The sequence below is a fragment of the Acutalibacter sp. LFL-21 genome, from assembly GCF_025630755.1.
Taxonomy (GTDB): Bacteria; Bacillota; Clostridia; order Oscillospirales; family Acutalibacteraceae; genus Acutalibacter; species Acutalibacter stercoravium.
Genome location: NZ_JAOTNT010000004.1, coordinates 238,094 through 255,621, shown reverse-complemented (window position 1 = coordinate 255,621; position 17,528 = coordinate 238,094). Strand labels below are relative to the sequence as shown.

8 protein-coding genes are annotated in these 17,528 nt (G+C 58.2%); 4 read left to right on the top strand and 4 right to left on the bottom strand.

Annotated elements, in window-relative coordinates; all coding sequences use genetic code 11:
• Positions 1-64: 64 nt before the first annotated feature.
• Both ODJ80_RS06800 and pepF read right to left on the bottom strand, forming a co-directional pair.
• Positions 65-1,981: an ABC transporter substrate-binding protein gene (locus ODJ80_RS06800; protein ID WP_263041469.1), complete on the bottom strand. Its 1,917-nt coding sequence runs from the start codon at positions 1,979-1,981 to the stop codon at positions 65-67.
• Positions 1,982-2,192: 211 nt separating this feature from the next.
• Positions 2,193-3,992 carry an oligoendopeptidase F gene (gene pepF, locus ODJ80_RS06795; RefSeq protein WP_263041468.1) on the bottom strand — a complete coding sequence of 600 codons (1,800 nt, stop codon included), beginning with the start codon at positions 3,990-3,992 and terminating at the stop codon, positions 2,193-2,195.
• A 181-nt stretch (positions 3,993-4,173) separates the two neighbouring features.
• Between pepF and sigK the strand changes: the two genes are divergently transcribed.
• Positions 4,174-4,887 carry an RNA polymerase sporulation sigma factor SigK gene (gene sigK, locus ODJ80_RS06790; protein ID WP_263041467.1) on the top strand — a complete coding sequence of 238 codons (714 nt, stop codon included), beginning with the start codon at positions 4,174-4,176 and terminating at the stop codon, positions 4,885-4,887.
• A 14-nt stretch (positions 4,888-4,901) separates the two neighbouring features.
• Here sigK and ODJ80_RS06785 read toward each other — a convergent pair whose 3' ends face one another.
• Positions 4,902-5,492, bottom strand: a complete 591-nt coding sequence (locus tag ODJ80_RS06785) for a TetR/AcrR family transcriptional regulator (protein ID WP_263041466.1) — start codon at positions 5,490-5,492, stop codon at positions 4,902-4,904.
• A 280-nt stretch (positions 5,493-5,772) separates the two neighbouring features.
• On the opposite strand from ODJ80_RS06785, the gene ODJ80_RS06780 reads away from it, so the two are divergent.
• On the top strand, positions 5,773-7,152 hold the full coding sequence (locus ODJ80_RS06780) for a radical SAM protein (RefSeq protein ID WP_263041465.1): 1,380 nt from the start codon (positions 5,773-5,775) through the stop codon (positions 7,150-7,152).
• A gap of 133 nt (positions 7,153-7,285) precedes the next feature.
• Here ODJ80_RS06780 and ODJ80_RS06775 read toward each other — a convergent pair whose 3' ends face one another.
• Positions 7,286-8,359: a M24 family metallopeptidase gene (locus ODJ80_RS06775; protein ID WP_263041464.1), complete on the bottom strand. Its 1,074-nt coding sequence runs from the start codon at positions 8,357-8,359 to the stop codon at positions 7,286-7,288.
• 343 nt (positions 8,360-8,702) lie between these two features.
• Here ODJ80_RS06775 and ODJ80_RS06770 point away from each other — a divergent pair, with 343 nt between their 5' ends.
• Entirely contained in the window at positions 8,703-9,902 is a 1,200-nt protein-coding gene (locus ODJ80_RS06770; protein ID WP_263041463.1) for an S-layer homology domain-containing protein, read from the top strand.
• Between the two features lie 89 nt (positions 9,903-9,991).
• A complete protein-coding gene (locus ODJ80_RS06765; protein WP_263041462.1) occupies positions 9,992-17,518 on the top strand; it encodes a phosphodiester glycosidase family protein in 7,527 nt (2,508 codons plus the stop codon).
• Positions 17,519-17,528: the final 10 nt, after the last annotated feature.

The window sequence follows — 17,528 nt, the reverse complement described above, 5'->3', positions numbered from 1 at the left end:
CCCCAGCAAAGGGGCCCGCCGGGCTCTCTACAGGACTATTTGCTTATGCGCGTTCGCTTTTCACTTACTCGGTGACCCAAGCATCCAGAACCGCGTTCTGCCAGCCCCAGGTGGCAGTGTTCTCCCAGCCCTGCACGCGGGGGGAGTAGAAGTCGTAGTACTCGTCAGAGTACAGCGGGATGTTGGGCAGCTTCTCGTTCCAGACCTTGATGAAGTTCTGCCAGGCTTCCAGCCAGCCGTCATGGTCATCATAGGGGATGCTCTTCATGGGCACCACAGCGTCGTTCAGCTCCTGGTCGGCAATCCAGTTTTTATTGTAGTTGCCCATCCAAGCCTCGTCGCTGGAGAAGTAGTACCAGGGAGAGTTGGCAGTGGCAAAGCCGGTGGCCAGGTTGTACATGTTGTACTGCGTGTCAGCAGAGTGCAGAATGGCGTTCTGCAGGGTGGCGAAGTCGGTGGTGGTGGGCTGCAGCTCCATGCCAGCGGCAGCCATGTTCTCGGGCAGCATGGTGGCCAGCAGCTCGGAAACAGGGTTGCCCTCAGAGTTGCACCAGGTGATGGTCAGGGGCTTCAGCTCGCCGTCCACGTCCTTGTAGCGGGTGCCAGTGCCAGAGTAGGGGGTGCCGTCCGCGTTCAGGGTCCAGCCATCCTCTTCCAGCAGCGTAATTGCGGCGTCCACATTCATGTCATAGGTGTTCAGGTTCTCGTTGATCCAGTCCACAGACTCGGCGTACTCCCACTGGGCCAGGCCGTAGAAGGAGTGCACCACAGAGCCGTAACCGCCGGTGTACTGGCGGGCGAACTCGTTGCGGTCCAGGCAGTAAGCAATGGCCTGGCGCACCTTCTCAGAGTTGGTGGGGAACACGCTGCAGTCAAACTGCAGCTGGCCGTAACCGTTGCGCATGTAGGTGGAGTCGGCGGCAGTGCCCTCTTCCACCAGGTCCAGGCCGGCGTTGATGGTCTCGCCGCCGGAGCAGCTGTACAGCAGGTCCACAGAACCGCTTTCCAGCTCGTTCATCATGGTGTCGGAAACCACAGTCTTGATGATCAGGGTCTCGATCATGGGCTTCACGCCGCGGTAGTCGCCGGCGAACTCGGGGTTCACCTTCAGGGTTGCCTGCTGGCTGGCCTCATCGAAGCTCTCGAACAGGTAGGGGCCGCAGGTGACCTTGGGATTGTACCGGTAGCCGGTTTCGGGGTTGTTGATGGTTTCCTGAAGCAGCTCGGTGGTGAATTCGCCAGTGATGGTGGCGCCGTTCTCGGTGTCCTCCACGTCGCACTCAGGGGCGATCACATGCAGGGGCCGGGGACGGAGGCTGGCGTACATGATGTCATAGTGGTAGGGCAGCTCCTCGGCCTTCACGGTCAGGGAGTAGGTCATGTCGTCCACCAGATGCACGCCGGCGAAGGTGTCGGCGGTGCCGGCCAGCCACTCATCATAGCCTACATAGGAGTAGCCGCCGTTGCAGGGGTAGCCGTCCACGCCGGCCATCTCGTCGCTGTTCTCCAGCAGCACTGCGAAGACGTAGTCCTTGGCGGTGAGGGGGGTGCCGTCGCTCCACACCAGGCCGTCGTTGATGGTCACGGTGTAGGTCTTGGTGCCGTCCTCGTTCTCAGTTTCCTCGTGAGAGGCCACAACGGTGTCGTTGTACTGGAACTCGCCTTCTTTGGTGTACACCACGGAGTCCATGGTGCCGTGGATCAGATCGTACATGTTGTAGTTGGTCTCGCTGGTAGAGAACCCAGTGTCGTAGAACTCGTTGATGACCTGGGTGACAGAGCCGATAACCAGCTGGCCGCTGGGCTCGGTGGGCCGCTCGCCGGTCTCGGCGGAGGAGCTCAGATCTGAGCTCGCTTCAGACGTTGTAGAAACGTCTGAAGAGGTCTCCTGGTTGGTGACAGCCTGCTGCTGTCCGCAGGCTGCCACAGACAAAGCCAGGGCCCCTGCCAGCAGCAGGGACAAGAACTTTTTGGTTTTCACTGCGCTTTCCTTCCTTCCTCGATGTGATAGATTTTCTGTCTCACCATGAAGGACAAAACCAGTCGCTTTAAAGGGTTAAAGCCGTGAAATGTCGTTCCATGATAGACAAATACGAAAGCCTATTTATCCTATCAAATCCTGTAGCAAAGGTCAAGTGCTTTTGCGATTTCTGTTAAAGAAAATTGCAAAATAGAAAAATCTGTCTCAATTTTCAGGCCATCTCTTCCATTTCTTCCACCAGGCTGCCAAAGAGCTTTAAAGCGTCGCGCACCGGCTGGGGAGAGGCCATGTCCACCCCCGCGTTTTTCAGCAGAGAGACCGGGTCGGTAGAGCAGCCGCCGGAAAGAAAGCGCAGGTAATCCTGCACGGCGGGCTGGCCTTCCTTCAAGATGCGCTGGGACAGGGCGATGGCCGCGGAGAATCCAGTGGCGTACTGATACACATAGAAGTTCATATAGAAGTGGGGGATGCGTGCCCATTCCAGGGCAATCTCCGGGTCGGGCTCGATGTCCTCTCCATAGTACTCCCGGTTCAGGTCGCCATACTTCTGGCACAGGGCCTCCGCGGTGAGAGGGTTGCCCTGCTGCACCTGCTGGCTGCACCACAGCTCGAACTCAGCAAACATGGTCTGGCGGTACAGGGTGGTGCGGAACTGTTCCAAGAAGTAATTGATGAGATAGGCCCGGCGCTTCTTGTCCTGGGTAGAGGCCAGCAGGTGCTGCATCAGCAGGGACTCATTGCAGGTGGAGGCCACCTCTGCCACAAAGATGACGTAGTCCGCGTAGGTGACAGATTGGTTCTTAGCAGAGAGGTAGGAGTGCAGGGCGTGGCCCATCTCATGCACCAGGGTAAACACGTCGTTCAGGGTGTCGGTGTAGTTGAGCAGCACGAAGGGATGGCAGCTGTACACCCCAGAGGAGTAGGCGCCAGAGCGCTTGCCCTGGTTCTCGTACACGTCGATCCACCGGTTCGCAAAGCCCTCTTTCAGCATGGAGAGGTAGTCCTCCCCCAGAGGTGCCAGGGACTCCAAGGCCATCTTCTTGGCCTCTTCAAAGGGGATGGTTTCGTCCTGGTCCGCCACAATGGGGGTGTAGATATCGTAATAGTGCAGCTTCTCCACGCCCAGCATCTTCTTGCGCAGGCGGATATACCGGTGCATAGTGGGGAAGCTTTCCCGCACGGCAGCGATCAGATTGTGATAAATCTCTACCGGAACCTCGGTCTTGTCCAAAGCGGCGTGCAGGGCAGAGGGGTAGTTTCGCGCGTCGGCAAAGAACTGCAGCTGCTTCATCTGGCCCTCCAGGGCTGCGGCAAAGGTGTTGCGGAACTGGCCGAAGGAGCTGTAGAAATTGCGGAAAGCAGATTCCCGCAGGGTACGGTCAGCGGATTGCACCAGGGGGATATAGGTGCCCTGGGTGACAGGGTGCTTGTTGCCCTCTTGGTCCACTGCGTCGGGGAAGGACAGGTCGGCGTCGTTGAGCAGGTTGTAGATGGTGCTGGGGGACTGGCCGATCTTCCCTGCCGAGGCAAGCAAGGCCTCCTCCCGGGGGGAGAGGGTGTGGTCCTTCTGCCGGCGGATGCGGGTGAGGGCCAGGCGGTAGTGCTCCAGCCCGGGCTCCTCCTGATAAAACCGGTCCATGGCCTCCTGGGGGATCTCCAAAATCTCCGGGGTGGCAAAGGCGGTGGCCTCCTCAGCCTGGATGAGCAGGTTCATCATCTGGCCGTTCATCTTCTGGGCCCGGGGATCCCGGGTGTCCTGGTCCCTCTGGTACATGGCGTAGCATGCGAAGGGCTCGGCCTTCAAGGTGAACTGGTCCCCCAGCTTCAAATAGGCCAGCAGATCCTGGGCGCTGCGGCCCAGGGTGCCCTGGCAGGCTTTCAGCTGTTCAATCAGTTTTTGGATTTCCGGGATCACAGCCTCCCAGGCCCCGTCACTGGGGAACAGGTCGGTGGTGGCCCAAGTGAACTGGGGGTCCAGTTCGCTGCGGGCAGGAATCTTAGTCTCACTCATAATAAAACACTCCTTTTCAATGTGTTCTGCATTTCCAGCTGTCATATAGCAGCGGCAACCAGTATAGCACAATGCGGGGAAAAACAGAAGGGGGAGGAGCGCTTTTTTCTGGGTGTACTGGCACGCTGCGGTGCATTCCCACATAAAAATGCAGCAGAGATTCCAGAAGGGAAGTGGTTTTATGCTCCTCCAGCTTTTCGATTTTTTCTCCCAGATCCTCTATTTATTCCTCCATGTCACAGGCGGCGGCACTTTTCCCCGGGCCCTGTCCGCCGCCCAGGAAAAGCGCTGTCTGGAGGAGATGGCCCAGGGCAGCCAGGCGGCCCGGCAGAAGCTCATCGAGCACAACCTGCGCCTGGTTGCCCACATCATCAAAAAATATTATGCGCGGCAGGATGACCAGGAGGACCTGATCTCTATTGGCACGATTGGCCTCATCAAGGCCATTGACAGTTTCGACAGCAGTAAAGGGATACGGCTTTCCAGTTACGCCTCCCGGTGTATCGAGAACGAGATCCTCATGTTCTTCCGCAGCGGGAAAAAGTCCGCCCAGGATCTCTCTCTCAATGAACCCATCGACACGGACCAGGACGGAAACACCCTCACAATTCTGGACACTATGGCGGTGGATGACACCATTATCGAGGAAATTGACACACGGATGAAAAGCGAACGGCTTTACGGCTTGGTGCGCTCCGTGCTCACCCCGCGGGAAAGAACGATCATCTGCCTGCGCTATGGCCTAGAGGGATGCCGCCCGCAGCCGCAGAGGGTGGTGGCCCAGCGCCTTGGCATCTCGCGCAGCTATGTTTCCCGCATTGAGAAGCGGGCCCTGCAAAAGCTGCGCCGCGCTTTTGAGGCCGCCGCCCCCCTCGGGGGCCGGGACAGTACGTAATCCGCCCCGGCGTGTCAGGAGTCCTCCCGCAGCAGCCCGGCCAGGCCATATACGCACACCACGCTCAGCTTTTGAGAGATCTCTTCCAAAGGCGTGCTCCGCTGGGAGTTGAACCAGCTTTCATACACGGCCATCATTCCCCACACAGCGTACTCCACAAAGATCTCCGCCTCCTGCGGGTCGCAGGAATGTTCCTGGAGGAAGGACTTCAGTATTTTCGTTTTCAGCAGCGTGGTGATCTTGTAGGATAGGCTCAAATTCCCGCGCATGCGGAACAAATGGCTGTAAAAATCCAAGTCCTGATTGAGAATGGCAGTGATCTTCTCAAAAAATGTGTAGGGGTTTTTTATGTCCCTGCGGGCGTCAACCTCCCGAATAGCCTGATCGAATGTGGAGATGATCTCGTTTTCGATTTCATCAATGACCTGGTGGACGCCGGCATAGTAATTGTAAAATGTTTTGCGGTTGATGTCCGCCGTGTCCGCTACCTCCTTTACGGTGATTTCCTCCAGTTCCTTTTCTGCCAGCAGCTGTGCCAGGGCGTTGCGAATGGCCTTTTTTGTCTTTAGCACCCGGCGGTCCGGCTTTTTTTCTTTTTCTTCCATAGTCTTTCCCTCCCAGGTTGGAAACAACCTTTTTAAAAAGTGCGGCTTTTTGGCGTGGCTTGCGCGGCGGTGTGGTATATTCCACATTCCAATAGAAAACTGCCCCTTGCGAAGAGAGCATGGAGTATTATAGTATACAGGTGTGGTAAAAGTCAAATAATGCGATTATTCTACATCTTTAGAGATTGTATTGCGGTTTGCCTGGCCTCTCCCCGAAGGTGCTGCGGGTCCTCCGCTCTGGTCTCTGAAACCCATGAAAGAAAGGAAGAAATTGCTGGATATGAGCGAAAAAACCCTCCCGGAAAACATGAAATCCTTTGTAGCCAAGCAGATCCTCCACTATCTGGACGAGGACCCGGACAAGGCCTTGCCCAACCTGCTCAGCTGGGCGGACAAATTCGACAAGGACAACCTGTTCCCCAGCCAGCGGGCGGCGTTTCACAAGGTCATCGACAACCCGGACAACAACTGGTACCGGCTGATTAAAAGCCTGTGGACCGACCTGGACGCTGGGGTGCGGAAAACCTTTTTCCAAAATTTCATTGTCAACGTAAACCTGATCGGCTTTGCCCGCCAGGAAAAGGCCATGGCAGAACACGGCTGCAACATTCCCTGGGCCATTTTGATGGACCCCACCTCCGCCTGCAACCTCCACTGCACCGGCTGCTGGGCGGCGGACTACGGCAACAAGCTGAACATGAGCTACGAAACCCTGGATAACATTGTCCGCCAAGGTACGGAGCTGGGAACCTTCCTCTACATCTTTTCCGGCGGCGAGCCCATGGTCCGCAAGGCCGATATCCTGAAGCTGTGCCAGGCCCATCCCGACTGCATGTTTCTGGCCTTTACCAACGGCACCCTCATTGACGGGGACCTTGCCGACGGCATGCTGCGGGTGAAAAATTTCGTCCCCGCCATCAGCATCGAGGGCTTTGAAGAGGCCACGGACGGCCGCCGGGGCCACGGAACCTATCAGGCGGTGGTGAAAACCATGCGGCTGCTGCAAAGCAAGAAGCTGCCCTTTGGCGTCTCCTGCTGCTATACCAGCCAGAATATCGACTCCCTGAGCTCCGAGGAATTTTTCGATTCCCTCATCGCGGACGGGGCCAAGTTCGCCTGGTTCTTCCACTACATGCCCGTGGGCAACGACGCCGTCACCCAGCTGCTGCCCTCTCCGGAGCAGCGGGAGAAGATGTACAGCCGCATCCGCGCCTATCGGGGCACTAAGCCCATCTTCACCATCGACTTCCAAAACGACGGGGAGTATGTGGGCGGGTGCATCGCCGGGGGACGGCGGTACATCCACATCAACGCCAACGGGGACATGGAGCCCTGTGCTTTTATCCACTACTCCGATTCCAGCGTCTATGACAAGACGCTGCTGGAGGCTCTCAAGTCCCCGCTGTTCATGGCCTATCACGACGGCCAGCCCTTTAACGAGAACATGTTCCGCCCCTGCCCCATGCTGGAGAACCCGGGCAAGCTCCAGGAGATGGTGGAAAAGAGCGGGGCCAGGTCCACGGACATGCAGTCCCCCGAGCCCGTGGAAAACCTGACGAAGAAGTGCCAGCCCTACGCGGAGAACTGGATTCCCACCGCCGGCAGGCTGTGGAGCTGCTCCCCCAAGTGCAAGGGGTGCGTGCATCAAAAGGAACAGTGACGCCCCCGTGATTTAGAAGCTCCCCCGAGCCTGGAAGAACCCCAGAGAGCGGAAAGCCGGCAAAAAGAAAAAGGAGAGGACAGCGGTTGACGCGGTTGACGCTGCTCTCTCCTTATTATGTGCCCGGCTGCCTTCAGCCAATCAGCTGGCAACGCTTATCCACCCGGTTGAGCACTTCACAGCCATTGGCAGTGACCAGCACCAGGTCCTCCACCCGAACGCCCATCTCGCCAGGCAGGTAGACACCCGGCTCGATGGAAAAGACCATGCCCTCCTGGGCCAGGGCAGTGTTGGCGCTGCTCACGTCCCCCTGTTCATGGTCCGTGCGGCCGATGAAATGGCCTAGCCGGTGGGTGAAGTACTCCCCGTAACCCGCCTGGGCAATCACATCCCGGGCAGCCTTATCCAGCTGGCACAGAGGTACGCCGGGGCGCACCAGGGCCTCGGCGGCTTCGTTGGCCCTGCGCACTAAGTCGTGGATTGCCGCGTGCTTGTCCGAAACCCGCTTACAGAAATAGGTGCGGGTCATGTCTGAGCAGTACCCATCCTTTTTGCCGCCGATATCCAGCACAATGCAGTCGCCCTCCCGCAAGATGGTACCGTCCGGCATGTGGTGGGGGTCGGCGGCGTTGGCGCCGAAGGATACAATGGGCGGGAAGGACACGTCCTGGCAGCCCAGTTCCTTGTACTGGGCCAGCAGGAAGTCCGCTACCTGCGCCTCGGTCATCCCCTCCCGGATGTAGGCCGCGGCCCGGGTCATAGCTTCGTCGTTTAGGCGGGAATTCATCCGCATCAGCTCCTGCTCGGCTGCGTCCTTCCGGGCCCGCACGCTGTCCACACAGTCGCTGGCAAGCTGGCAGGGGGTGCCGGGCAGCCGCTCCATCAGGGGCAGCAGGAACCGGGCAGGCCACTCCTTGTCAATGCCCAAGGGCTCTCCGGCCTGAATCCGTTGAGCGAGCATGCCGATGGAATCATCGGTGTCGGTGAACCAGACCTTCTCGATGGGCGTCTCTGGCACAGAGAAGAGCTTGTTTAAAAAGAAAACGTGGCTGCCGTCAGCCCGCAGGCAGAGGGCGAACAGCCGCTCAAAGGGCTCCACATACACCCCAGTCAAATAGTCAATGCTTTGGGGGTCGCAGACGATCATCTGCGCCAGTCCCCGGGCCTCCATGGCGCGCCGCACCCGGTCAATGCGTTCCGTTTCCATTTCCGTTTCCCTCCCGATAGGCTTTTTTAAATTCTAGCACGGTTACCCGGCGCTTTGCAAGCGGTTTGTGGCCCGGAGGCCGGATCAAGGCGCCGCGCGTTGTGAAAGCGGCCAGCAGCTGAGGGGTACAGCCATGGCAAAGAAAAATTCAGAAAAAAGTTTTAAATATCTTTAATCTTTGAAAATTTTTTGTAAAAACGGCGGCAACTCAGTGGACAAAGCCAAAAGACTGTGCTATGATAAAGCCATACAAATAATTTGGGCTACAAAGGGGTATACCCCTTTGTTCCGTTGTGAGGACAACGGAACAAACGCCCTGTATGCAAAAAGGAGGAAATGAACGATGAAACGAAGATTTGTCGCAGTTCTGTTGAGCCTGTGCTTGATTCTGGCGTTCATCCCCGTCTCCGCAATGGCGGTGGAGTTCGATGACGCTCAGGGCCATTGGGCGGAAGCAGCGATCGACCGGTGGAGCGATGCCGGCGTGGTTTCCGGCGTGGGCAACAACGATTTCGACCCCGAGGGGGAGATGAATCGCGCTCAGGCGGCTGCCGTGTTCTCCCAGCTGCTCCAGATTACCGATGAGGCGGATATCAGCGGCTTCACCGATATCCCCGAGGACGCCTGGTACGCCGGCCACATCGCCAAGTGCGTGGGCGCCGGCATCATGGCCGGTATGAGCGACACCATCATGGAGCCCGAGACCACCCTCTCCCGTGAGATGTTCTTCACCATGTTCGCCCAGGCCATGGGCATCGAGCGGGAGGAAACTTCCGATGTGAAGTTCAACGATTCCGCCGAGGCTTCTTCCTGGGCTGTGGGCTACATCAACGCCCTGGCCAACCGCGGCTTTATCTCCGGCATGGGTGATGGCTCTGTGGAGCCTTTGAGCGACATCAACCGCGCCAGCGTTATGGCTCGGCTGAACCAGGCCATTGTCACGTACGCCGTGGAAGAGGGCGCCCAGAACGTGGACGGCACCGGGATTGTGCTGGTGCTGGCGGACAACGTGTCCATCACCGCGGACGAGCCCATCACCGTGGTCGTCGCCAAAGAGGGCGCCACCGTGTCCCTGGCGGGCGCCACCGGTGGTGCGGAAGTCATCGCCCTGGAGAACAACGTGGCTGTCACAGACGCCCCTGTGGGCACCACCATTGCCGCCAAGGAAGGCGTTACCGGCACCACTGCCAACGGCCAGGCTGTGGCCCCCGATTCTGAGATCACCATTACCGCTCCTACCACTGGCGGCGGCTCTCCTGATCCCGATCCCGATCCCGAAATTGTTCGTCCTACTATTACGGTAAACGGTACCGAGTATAAATGGGATGATGAAAAGGAAGAGTATGTTTCTGTCACCGACCCGGATGAGTATTTGACTCTCGATGAGCTCGAGGAACAAGAATACATCACGATTGATGATAAGGAATACGTTTACGACGCGGATAGCGACGAGTGGTATAGTGTGGGAGATACTGAAGAGCAGAATCCTGTTAGCAGTGAAGAAATTGTTGGTGGCGCTTTAACCAGCGAAGAAGTTATTTGACAAAGACTTATTTAACCACTAACCCCTAAAATACCCGAGGGCGGCGGCAGTATGCCGCCGCCCTTTCTTTCTATCCAGGAGGAACGAATATGAAGCACCCATTGAAAAAAGCGGCAGCCTTTTTGCTGGCGGCGGCGCTCCTTGTACAGGGGCTGCCCTTAACAGCCTTTGCCGCCCAGACCTCCCAGGGCTTCTCCCCGGGCAAAGAGCTTTTTGTGGGGGAAGAGGGCCAGACGCGCCAGTACGTCTCTGAGACCGCCTATGACCTGGCCCCCGGCGTGACGGAGTATGTGACCTACACCAACGTCAAGGACGGCACCAACCAGAACATCGACTATTTCTGCGAGGTGGACCTGAGTCAGGCCAAGATCATGGCGGGCTATTCCGGCATGGAGAACATCCTGGAGAACCAGACCATCAACTGGCGGATGCAGACCGTCTCCGACCAGGTGAAGGACGCCCAGGCCTATTTCACCCGCGCGGAACAGTACGCCGATTCCACCATTGTGGCGGCCCTTAACGCGGACTACTATAATATGGCCACCGGGCAGCCGACAGGCGCCCTGATTATCGACGGGAAATCCTATAACCCGGTCAATGGCCGGTACTATTTCGGCATTACGGAGGAGGGTAAAGCCGTTATCTCCAACAGCGCCGATACCCAGGGACTGGCCTATGCCGTGGGCGGCGGGACCCTGCTGGTGAAGGAGGGGGAGGTCAACGTCTCAAAAGGGGGACGGAATGTGACCTATACCGCCATCGGTATCAAAGCGGATGGGACAGTGGTCTCCATGGTGTGCTATGGCCAGCGGTACCCTGTCTCCTGCGGGTACACCCAGTATGAGGTGGCACAGATGATGAAGGCCCGGGGCTGCCAAACGGCGCTGCTCTTGGATGGCAGCGGCTCCTCCACCTTTGTCTCCCGGCGGGAGGGCGACAGCCAGGTCATCACCCGGAACAACCCCTCCGACGGCCAGGAGCGCCAGGTCAGCTCCTCCATTTTCATCGTCTCCGATGTAAAGGCAACCGGAGAGTTTGACCACGCGGTCATCACCCCGGTCAACGAGGTCTACACCCCCGGCTCCACCGTGCAGTTTACAGCGGTGGGCGCCGACCCCTCCGGCGCGCCGGCGCCTTTGCCGGAAAATGCCAGCTGGTCAGTGGATTCCGCCTACGGCTCCATCGGCGGCAGCACGGGCGTGTTCACCTCCAACGGCTCCCTGGGGGAAGTCACGGTGTCCCTGCAGAGCGCCGGTGAGACCGTGGGGGAGGCCACTATCACCATCGCTGCCCCGGACCAGCTTCTCTTCTCTTCGGAAAAGGTCAATGTGGGCTTTGGGGATACCTCCGACCTGGGCCTGCAGGTGCGTTACCAGGGCCGGAACGTGAACTATAAGGACGGGGATTTCCAATGGACCCTTTCCGATGAAGAGATGGGCTCTTTTTCAGGAAACCTGTTCCAGGCTTCCGAGACAGAGTCTATCACAGGTACGGCAACGGTGACCTCCGTGCACGACCAAGCTGTGACCGCCACAGTGCAGCTGGAAGTAGGCAAAGAGCCCATCATTGCCATGGATTTCGAGAAACCGAATTGGAAGATCGTCACCGGCACCACCCAGCATGGCTTGGGCGACGTGGTGGGCGTTTTTGATGAGAACGGGAATTATACCACCGATGCGGCTGCCGTGAGTGCCGCCACCCAGGGCGCGGATGCTTACTGCCTTTCCTACACCAACCGCAACGGGCCCACCCAGCCCAAAGTGGGCAACGCAGAGATCGTCAGCCTGGCAGAGGGGGCGCCTGTCCACTCAGGCAGCTATTCCATGCGTATGGATTACGACTTCACCCAGAACAACAACCAGACCGACGGCGTGTGTTTTGGCCTTTCGGAAGACCTTGTGCTGGAGGGGAACCCCAATAAGATTGGCCTGTGGGTGTATATTCCAGAGGGGACGCCCAGTTTGTGGCTGCGCCTTCGGTACACGGATGGAGCTGGCGCTTCCTCTCAAATTGATTTCACGAAAGAGGATCTCAATGACGAGACAGGGCTGCATAAACAGGCGGACAACGCCTGGCATTACTATGAAGCTAACCTTGAAAATCTGATTACACCTGTGAAGATCCCCGCCGGCATGAGTATCCGGCTGATGGTGCTCAGTTACGCGACCAGCGGCGTGGGATGGACCTCCGCCGACGGCACCAAGATAGACAAGTCCGAGTGTTACGGCTCGCTCTATTTCGATGATCTGACCTTTATCTACGGCAGCACCAACCAGGATGTGGTGCCCCCTGAAATTACCAATGTTACTGTGAATGAAAGCCCTTTGACAGACGGGCAAACTTTCGATACCAACACCTTGGCTTTCAGTGCGGATTTCCAGGACAGCACCGAGACAAGCCTGTTCAACACAGGCATCAATTTCGACAATGTCCTGCTGTATGTGGATGGATTGCGAATCGAAGAGGGGGCAGAGGGGGCTTTTGTCGATCATTCGGGAATTATCCGGGCGGATAAACTGGTGTTGAGCCAGGGCCAGCACACCATCCGCCTGCTGGTCACAGATATTGCGGGCAACCAGGCCAGCCAGAGCTACAATATCAATATCACGGACCCCCAGGCCCCAGCGGCCCCAGTGTCCGTAACCGCCCGGGAAGGGACCGCTGTGCTGGGGCAGGATATCCACCTGGACTTCACCCCTGCCAGCGCGGATGTCACTTCCCTGGAAGCGTCTGTCTTCATCAACAAGGCCTATAAGGACAGCTTCGAGCTGTCGGTCCCTGCGGGCTGTACTATCGCGGAAGAGGCCCGCTACGATAGTGTTACCAGTACGGTTTCCTTTAAGGTGGAAGGCAGCGTTTCCAGCGGCCCCATGGCCACCCTGGCCTTTACGGTGCCCTCCAGTGTGGTGCCTGGCACCACGTTCAGCGGCCGCCTGACCAAGGGTGTGGTCACATTTGCCTCTGCCCAGGAAGGGCTTCTCCCAACCTTCGGCGGCCCGGTGGTAGAGATTCCCGTCTCCGCGCCCTATACGGTGTCTTCCGGGACCTTGGTGGCGGGGCTGGAGGATTCCTTTGTCTTTACCATCACCGATTCCTCTACAGGCAGCCCGGCCCCCGGCGTGGATCTTTACCTGGCTGATGGTACGAGGATCGGCACCTCAGACAGCAATGGCCAGGTGCGGTATATTCCTGGCAGCGGTGTGGTCTCCCTGACCGTCTATGCCCAGGATGGGGAAAACCATGTTTCCGGAAGCTACCAGGCCACCGTGTACACGCCCCAGGGGAGGGAGGATGGCGCCCCCACCCATGTGTGGCGCAATGCCTCGGACGATGCGGACAGCCTGAATGTGAGCTGGCTGTCAAACCCGTTGTATGCGGATGGCAAGGCGCTGCTGCAGCTGGCGGAAGAGGAGGAAGCGGTGGAAGGGGCAGAGCCCATTCCCGGTACCTGCCAGCTTACCGGCTTCAGCGACAACGCCGCAGCCAACGCCTGCGGCGTGACGGCCGAGGGCCTGGCCCCCGGCACGACCTACTATTACCGGGTGGGCGACGGGACCCATTGGTCCGCCGTAAGGAGCTTTACCACCGGCTATGAAAACACTGGCATCCAAGCCTTGGTACTGGGAGACCTGCAGGAAAGCAACAACCAGAACCTGAGCGGGATCTTGGAACAAGTGGGTGTAGAGGGCTTGGACCTGACCGTCCAAACCGGGGACCTTGTGGACTCAGGCGGCAACTACGCCTATTGGGACAGCACCCTTTCCATGTTGGAAAAGCTGGATACGGACCGGTTCTTCAGCTTGGGAAACCACGAGCTGGAGGGCGGCCTGCCCATTGGGACTCTCCTGTACCACCAGGAGAATCCGGACTATACTTCTGCGGAATATGGAAATGTCTATTTCGCCTCCATCGCCATCAACGGCGGGACAGCGGGCTATGAGAAGGCGTTGGAGTGGCTTGTTGCCGATGCCCAGGCCTCCCATGCCAGCTGGAAGATTTTAGTCACCCATCAGCCTGCCTATTACACCAACACGGTTGCCGGGATGGACGCCTCCACCCAGCAGGCCATTGCCCAGGCCGCGCAAGAGGCCGGCATCGACGTGGTGCTCTCTGGCCACGACCATTCCTATGCCCGCACACAGCCCCTGTACAACGGCGCGGTGGACGAGGAAAAGGGCATCACATACTTCATCTGCGGCAGCCTGGGGGAGAAGAGCTATGGTGTGACCAACACGCCTGAGTTCCATTTTGCCAAGGCGACCAATGACTATCAGGCTTTGTACACGACCCTGTCCACCACGGCAGATACCTTGACCATCCAAGTGTATGACTATAACAGTGGCAGCCCGGAGCAGATCGACAGCTTTACCAAAACAAAGGACAACGGCGGCCATGCCCACGCCTATACCTGGGATGGCGCCTCCCGCCTGGTGTGTGACGCGTGCGGCTATACAATCAGCAGCGCGAACTATACGGGATTTGCCAACTACACCACCCCAGCGGGGGATGAAGGCCAAATCTATCTCAACACCGGCAAACTGATGGTGGGCCATAAGCCAGAGAGCGACTCGGACCCCACGCCCAGCGGCGTGTTCGCTGTGGGCGACGAACTCTATCATCCCGGCGAGGACGGCCTGATTCACGAATCCGAGACCATTGATACCGCCCAGTGCTGGGAGGACGGCAGGTTGGCCTGCTGGTGCCACGACTGCAACACAATCTTCCTCTCTTCCGAGACAAAGCGCCAGGGCCACGAGTACGACGAGAACCATGTCTGCACCCGCCAGGTCTTTGATATGAAGACCTATTCCTATCATACTTGCGGGTTCCAAGCCAAGAGCATTGAGGACATGGACATCTCCCTGGCATACAAGTACGGCTTCTACACCGGCGAGGCGAAAAAGCCCGCCGTCACGGTGAAGGACCCGGAGACCGGCAAGAAATATTTCGGCCAGTCCACCTACGGGGACTTCATGCCCTACTGGCGCAACAACGTAGATGTTGGCACTGCCACCGTAGAGGTGAGAGGCTATTCAGATGGCCCCATCTACGGCACCGCCACCTTGACCTTCCAGATCGTCCCGACCAATGTGACTGAGGAGGACTTCTCCTACACCACCACTACCAACAGCGTCCACCTTTCCTGGGAGCCCTCCCTGGGGGCCACCCACTACATTGTCTACCAGAACATTGGCGGCACATGGACCCGGCTGGGCATTGTGGACAAGCGGGAATACACAGTGACCGGGCTGGCCCAGGGAACGTATCAGTTCCGCATCCGGCCCTTTGCCACGGTGGACGGCCAGGACTATTATTCCACCAAGAATTCAGACATTGTCACTGTCGAGGTGGAGGGAGGCCCCCTCAGCTTTGAGCAGGGCGGAGCAATCACCTGTGCTTATGGGGATGAGCCATTCACCAATGCCGCCCGCATGGATGACAGCACCGAGGGCTTTACCTACTCTTCCAGCGATAAGACAGTGGCAACGGTCAACCCCTCCACAGGAGAAGTCACCATTGTGGGCGCGGGTTCCGCGGTCATCACAGCGAAGAAAGAGGACGTAACCGGCCAGTACCGGCTCACGGTCTCTCCCATTCCGGTGGGCCTGGAATGGAACGGTATGGAGGATCGTGTCTACGATGGGCAGCCCTCGAACGTGACGGCTACTGCCACCGGCTTGCTGGGAGATGATGCGGTTCAGGTGACTGTCAGCGGTGGCAGTGAAAAGGACGCAGGCACCTATACAGCAGCGGCGGTCTCCTTGGATAACAGGAATTACGCCCTGCCGGAGGGGGCTTCTGCCAGCTACACAATCATCCCTAAGCCCATCACAGCTTTGAACTGGTCGGATACGGAATTGACCTACACCGGCCGGCCCTTGGCCCCCACAGCTTCCAGTAAGGAAGTGGTAGAGGGGGATACAGTGGAGTTTTCCGTGCCCACGGTTACCGAGCCTGGGACGTACGAAGTTGCCGCTGCCAGTAAGAATCCAAACTATGTGGTGGCGGATTCTGCCAAAACCTGCACCTTTACCATTGCCTATCCCCAGGTATACCTGGATGGCGGGGAGGGTGCCGACCTCACTTACAGCTTTGATGGGATGACGATTCTTGTAAGCGGCTTTGTGCCAACAAAGAGTCAGCCGGTTACCCTAGAGTTGACCGGTAACGGCCAGTCAACTTCCGCGAAAATCTACGGGGAAGAAGCTGTGTCTACTATCACGCTGTCCGGTGTGACCTACACTGTGGATGTCAATGTAACAGCTACGTCAGTTAAGCGGGAGGACGGCGCAACACAGGCTTCCATCTCGGCGGAGCTGACAGAGGAGGAAAAAGCAGCCGTTCAGGATGCTGCGAAATCGGAAAACAACCGGTTTGTTGACATTTGGGGCTCTATCGCCGGTTCTTTCCTTGACAAGGTGATCCGGGAAGCGCAGGAATTCCAAGAAAAAGTGGAGGAAGTAGGGGAGAGCCTGTATGTAGAGATCTACCAGAAACTGGATGTGGTGGAATACGATCCGGGCGCCGAGAATCCCATTTATAAGGTGGATATCACGCCCTATTACGACATCTATGTTTTGGAGGAAGGCCAAATGAAGCCCGCTGACGGGGCGAAACCCATTCTGGGGAATGCGCTGGATAATGAGCAGTTCCAGGAAAAAGCCCCCGTCCAAGTCTCCCTGGTAGTGCCCGCGGGGATTACGCTGGATAATCACACCTACATCCTCCATGAGGACGGGACCTACATCAAGCCGGACAAGATCGAGGGACAGGTTCTCACCTTCACCACGCCCCATTTCTCCCAGTTCACCGTGGTGAACGATTCCAGACAGGCGGAGATTGCCTTTACCTCCGAGGAGGGCACCGTCACCTGCATCTACACCCCGGCGGATATCAACAAGACCCCGCTGCCCAAATCGGAGTACGGCTGGACCATCCACGGCAAACGGTACACCACCTTTGAGGAAGAGCTGTTCGATGTGGAAGGCGCCCTGCAAGCCGAGCCCGCCGACCCGCCGGTAACTCCCGGCGGCACACCCTCCGAGCCGGAAGAGCCCACCTGGCCCTTCACGGACGTGACGGAAGGGGACGACTGGTTCTATGACGCCGTGGCCTATGTGTACGAGAATGGCATCATGGCAGGCACCAGCGAGACCACCTTTGAGCCTGGCATGCTGCTGGACCGGGCTATGGCTGCCCAGTTGTTCTACAATCTGGAAGGCAAGCCCGCTGTGACCGGCGACTCCACCTTTACCGATGTGACCTCTGGCCACTGGGCTGTGGACGCTATCACCTGGGCCGCCCAGAACGACATCGTGGCGGGCATCGGCGGCAATTTGTACGACCCCGACAGTAACGTGACCCGTGAGCAGTTCGCTGTGATGCTGTACAAGTACGCCCGCTTCAAGGGGTATGACTTGACGGCTACTGGGGACCTGACCCGGTTCCCGGACGCTGGTTCCATCAGCAGCTGGGCGGAAACCGCCCTGAGCTGGGCCAGTGGCAAGGGCCTGATCAACGGCCATGAGAATGGCACCATCGACCCCAAGGGCAGCACCATCCGTGCCCAGGCGGCCAGCATCATGGCAAACTTCGACCAGAACGTGGCCAAATAAAAAGAACATA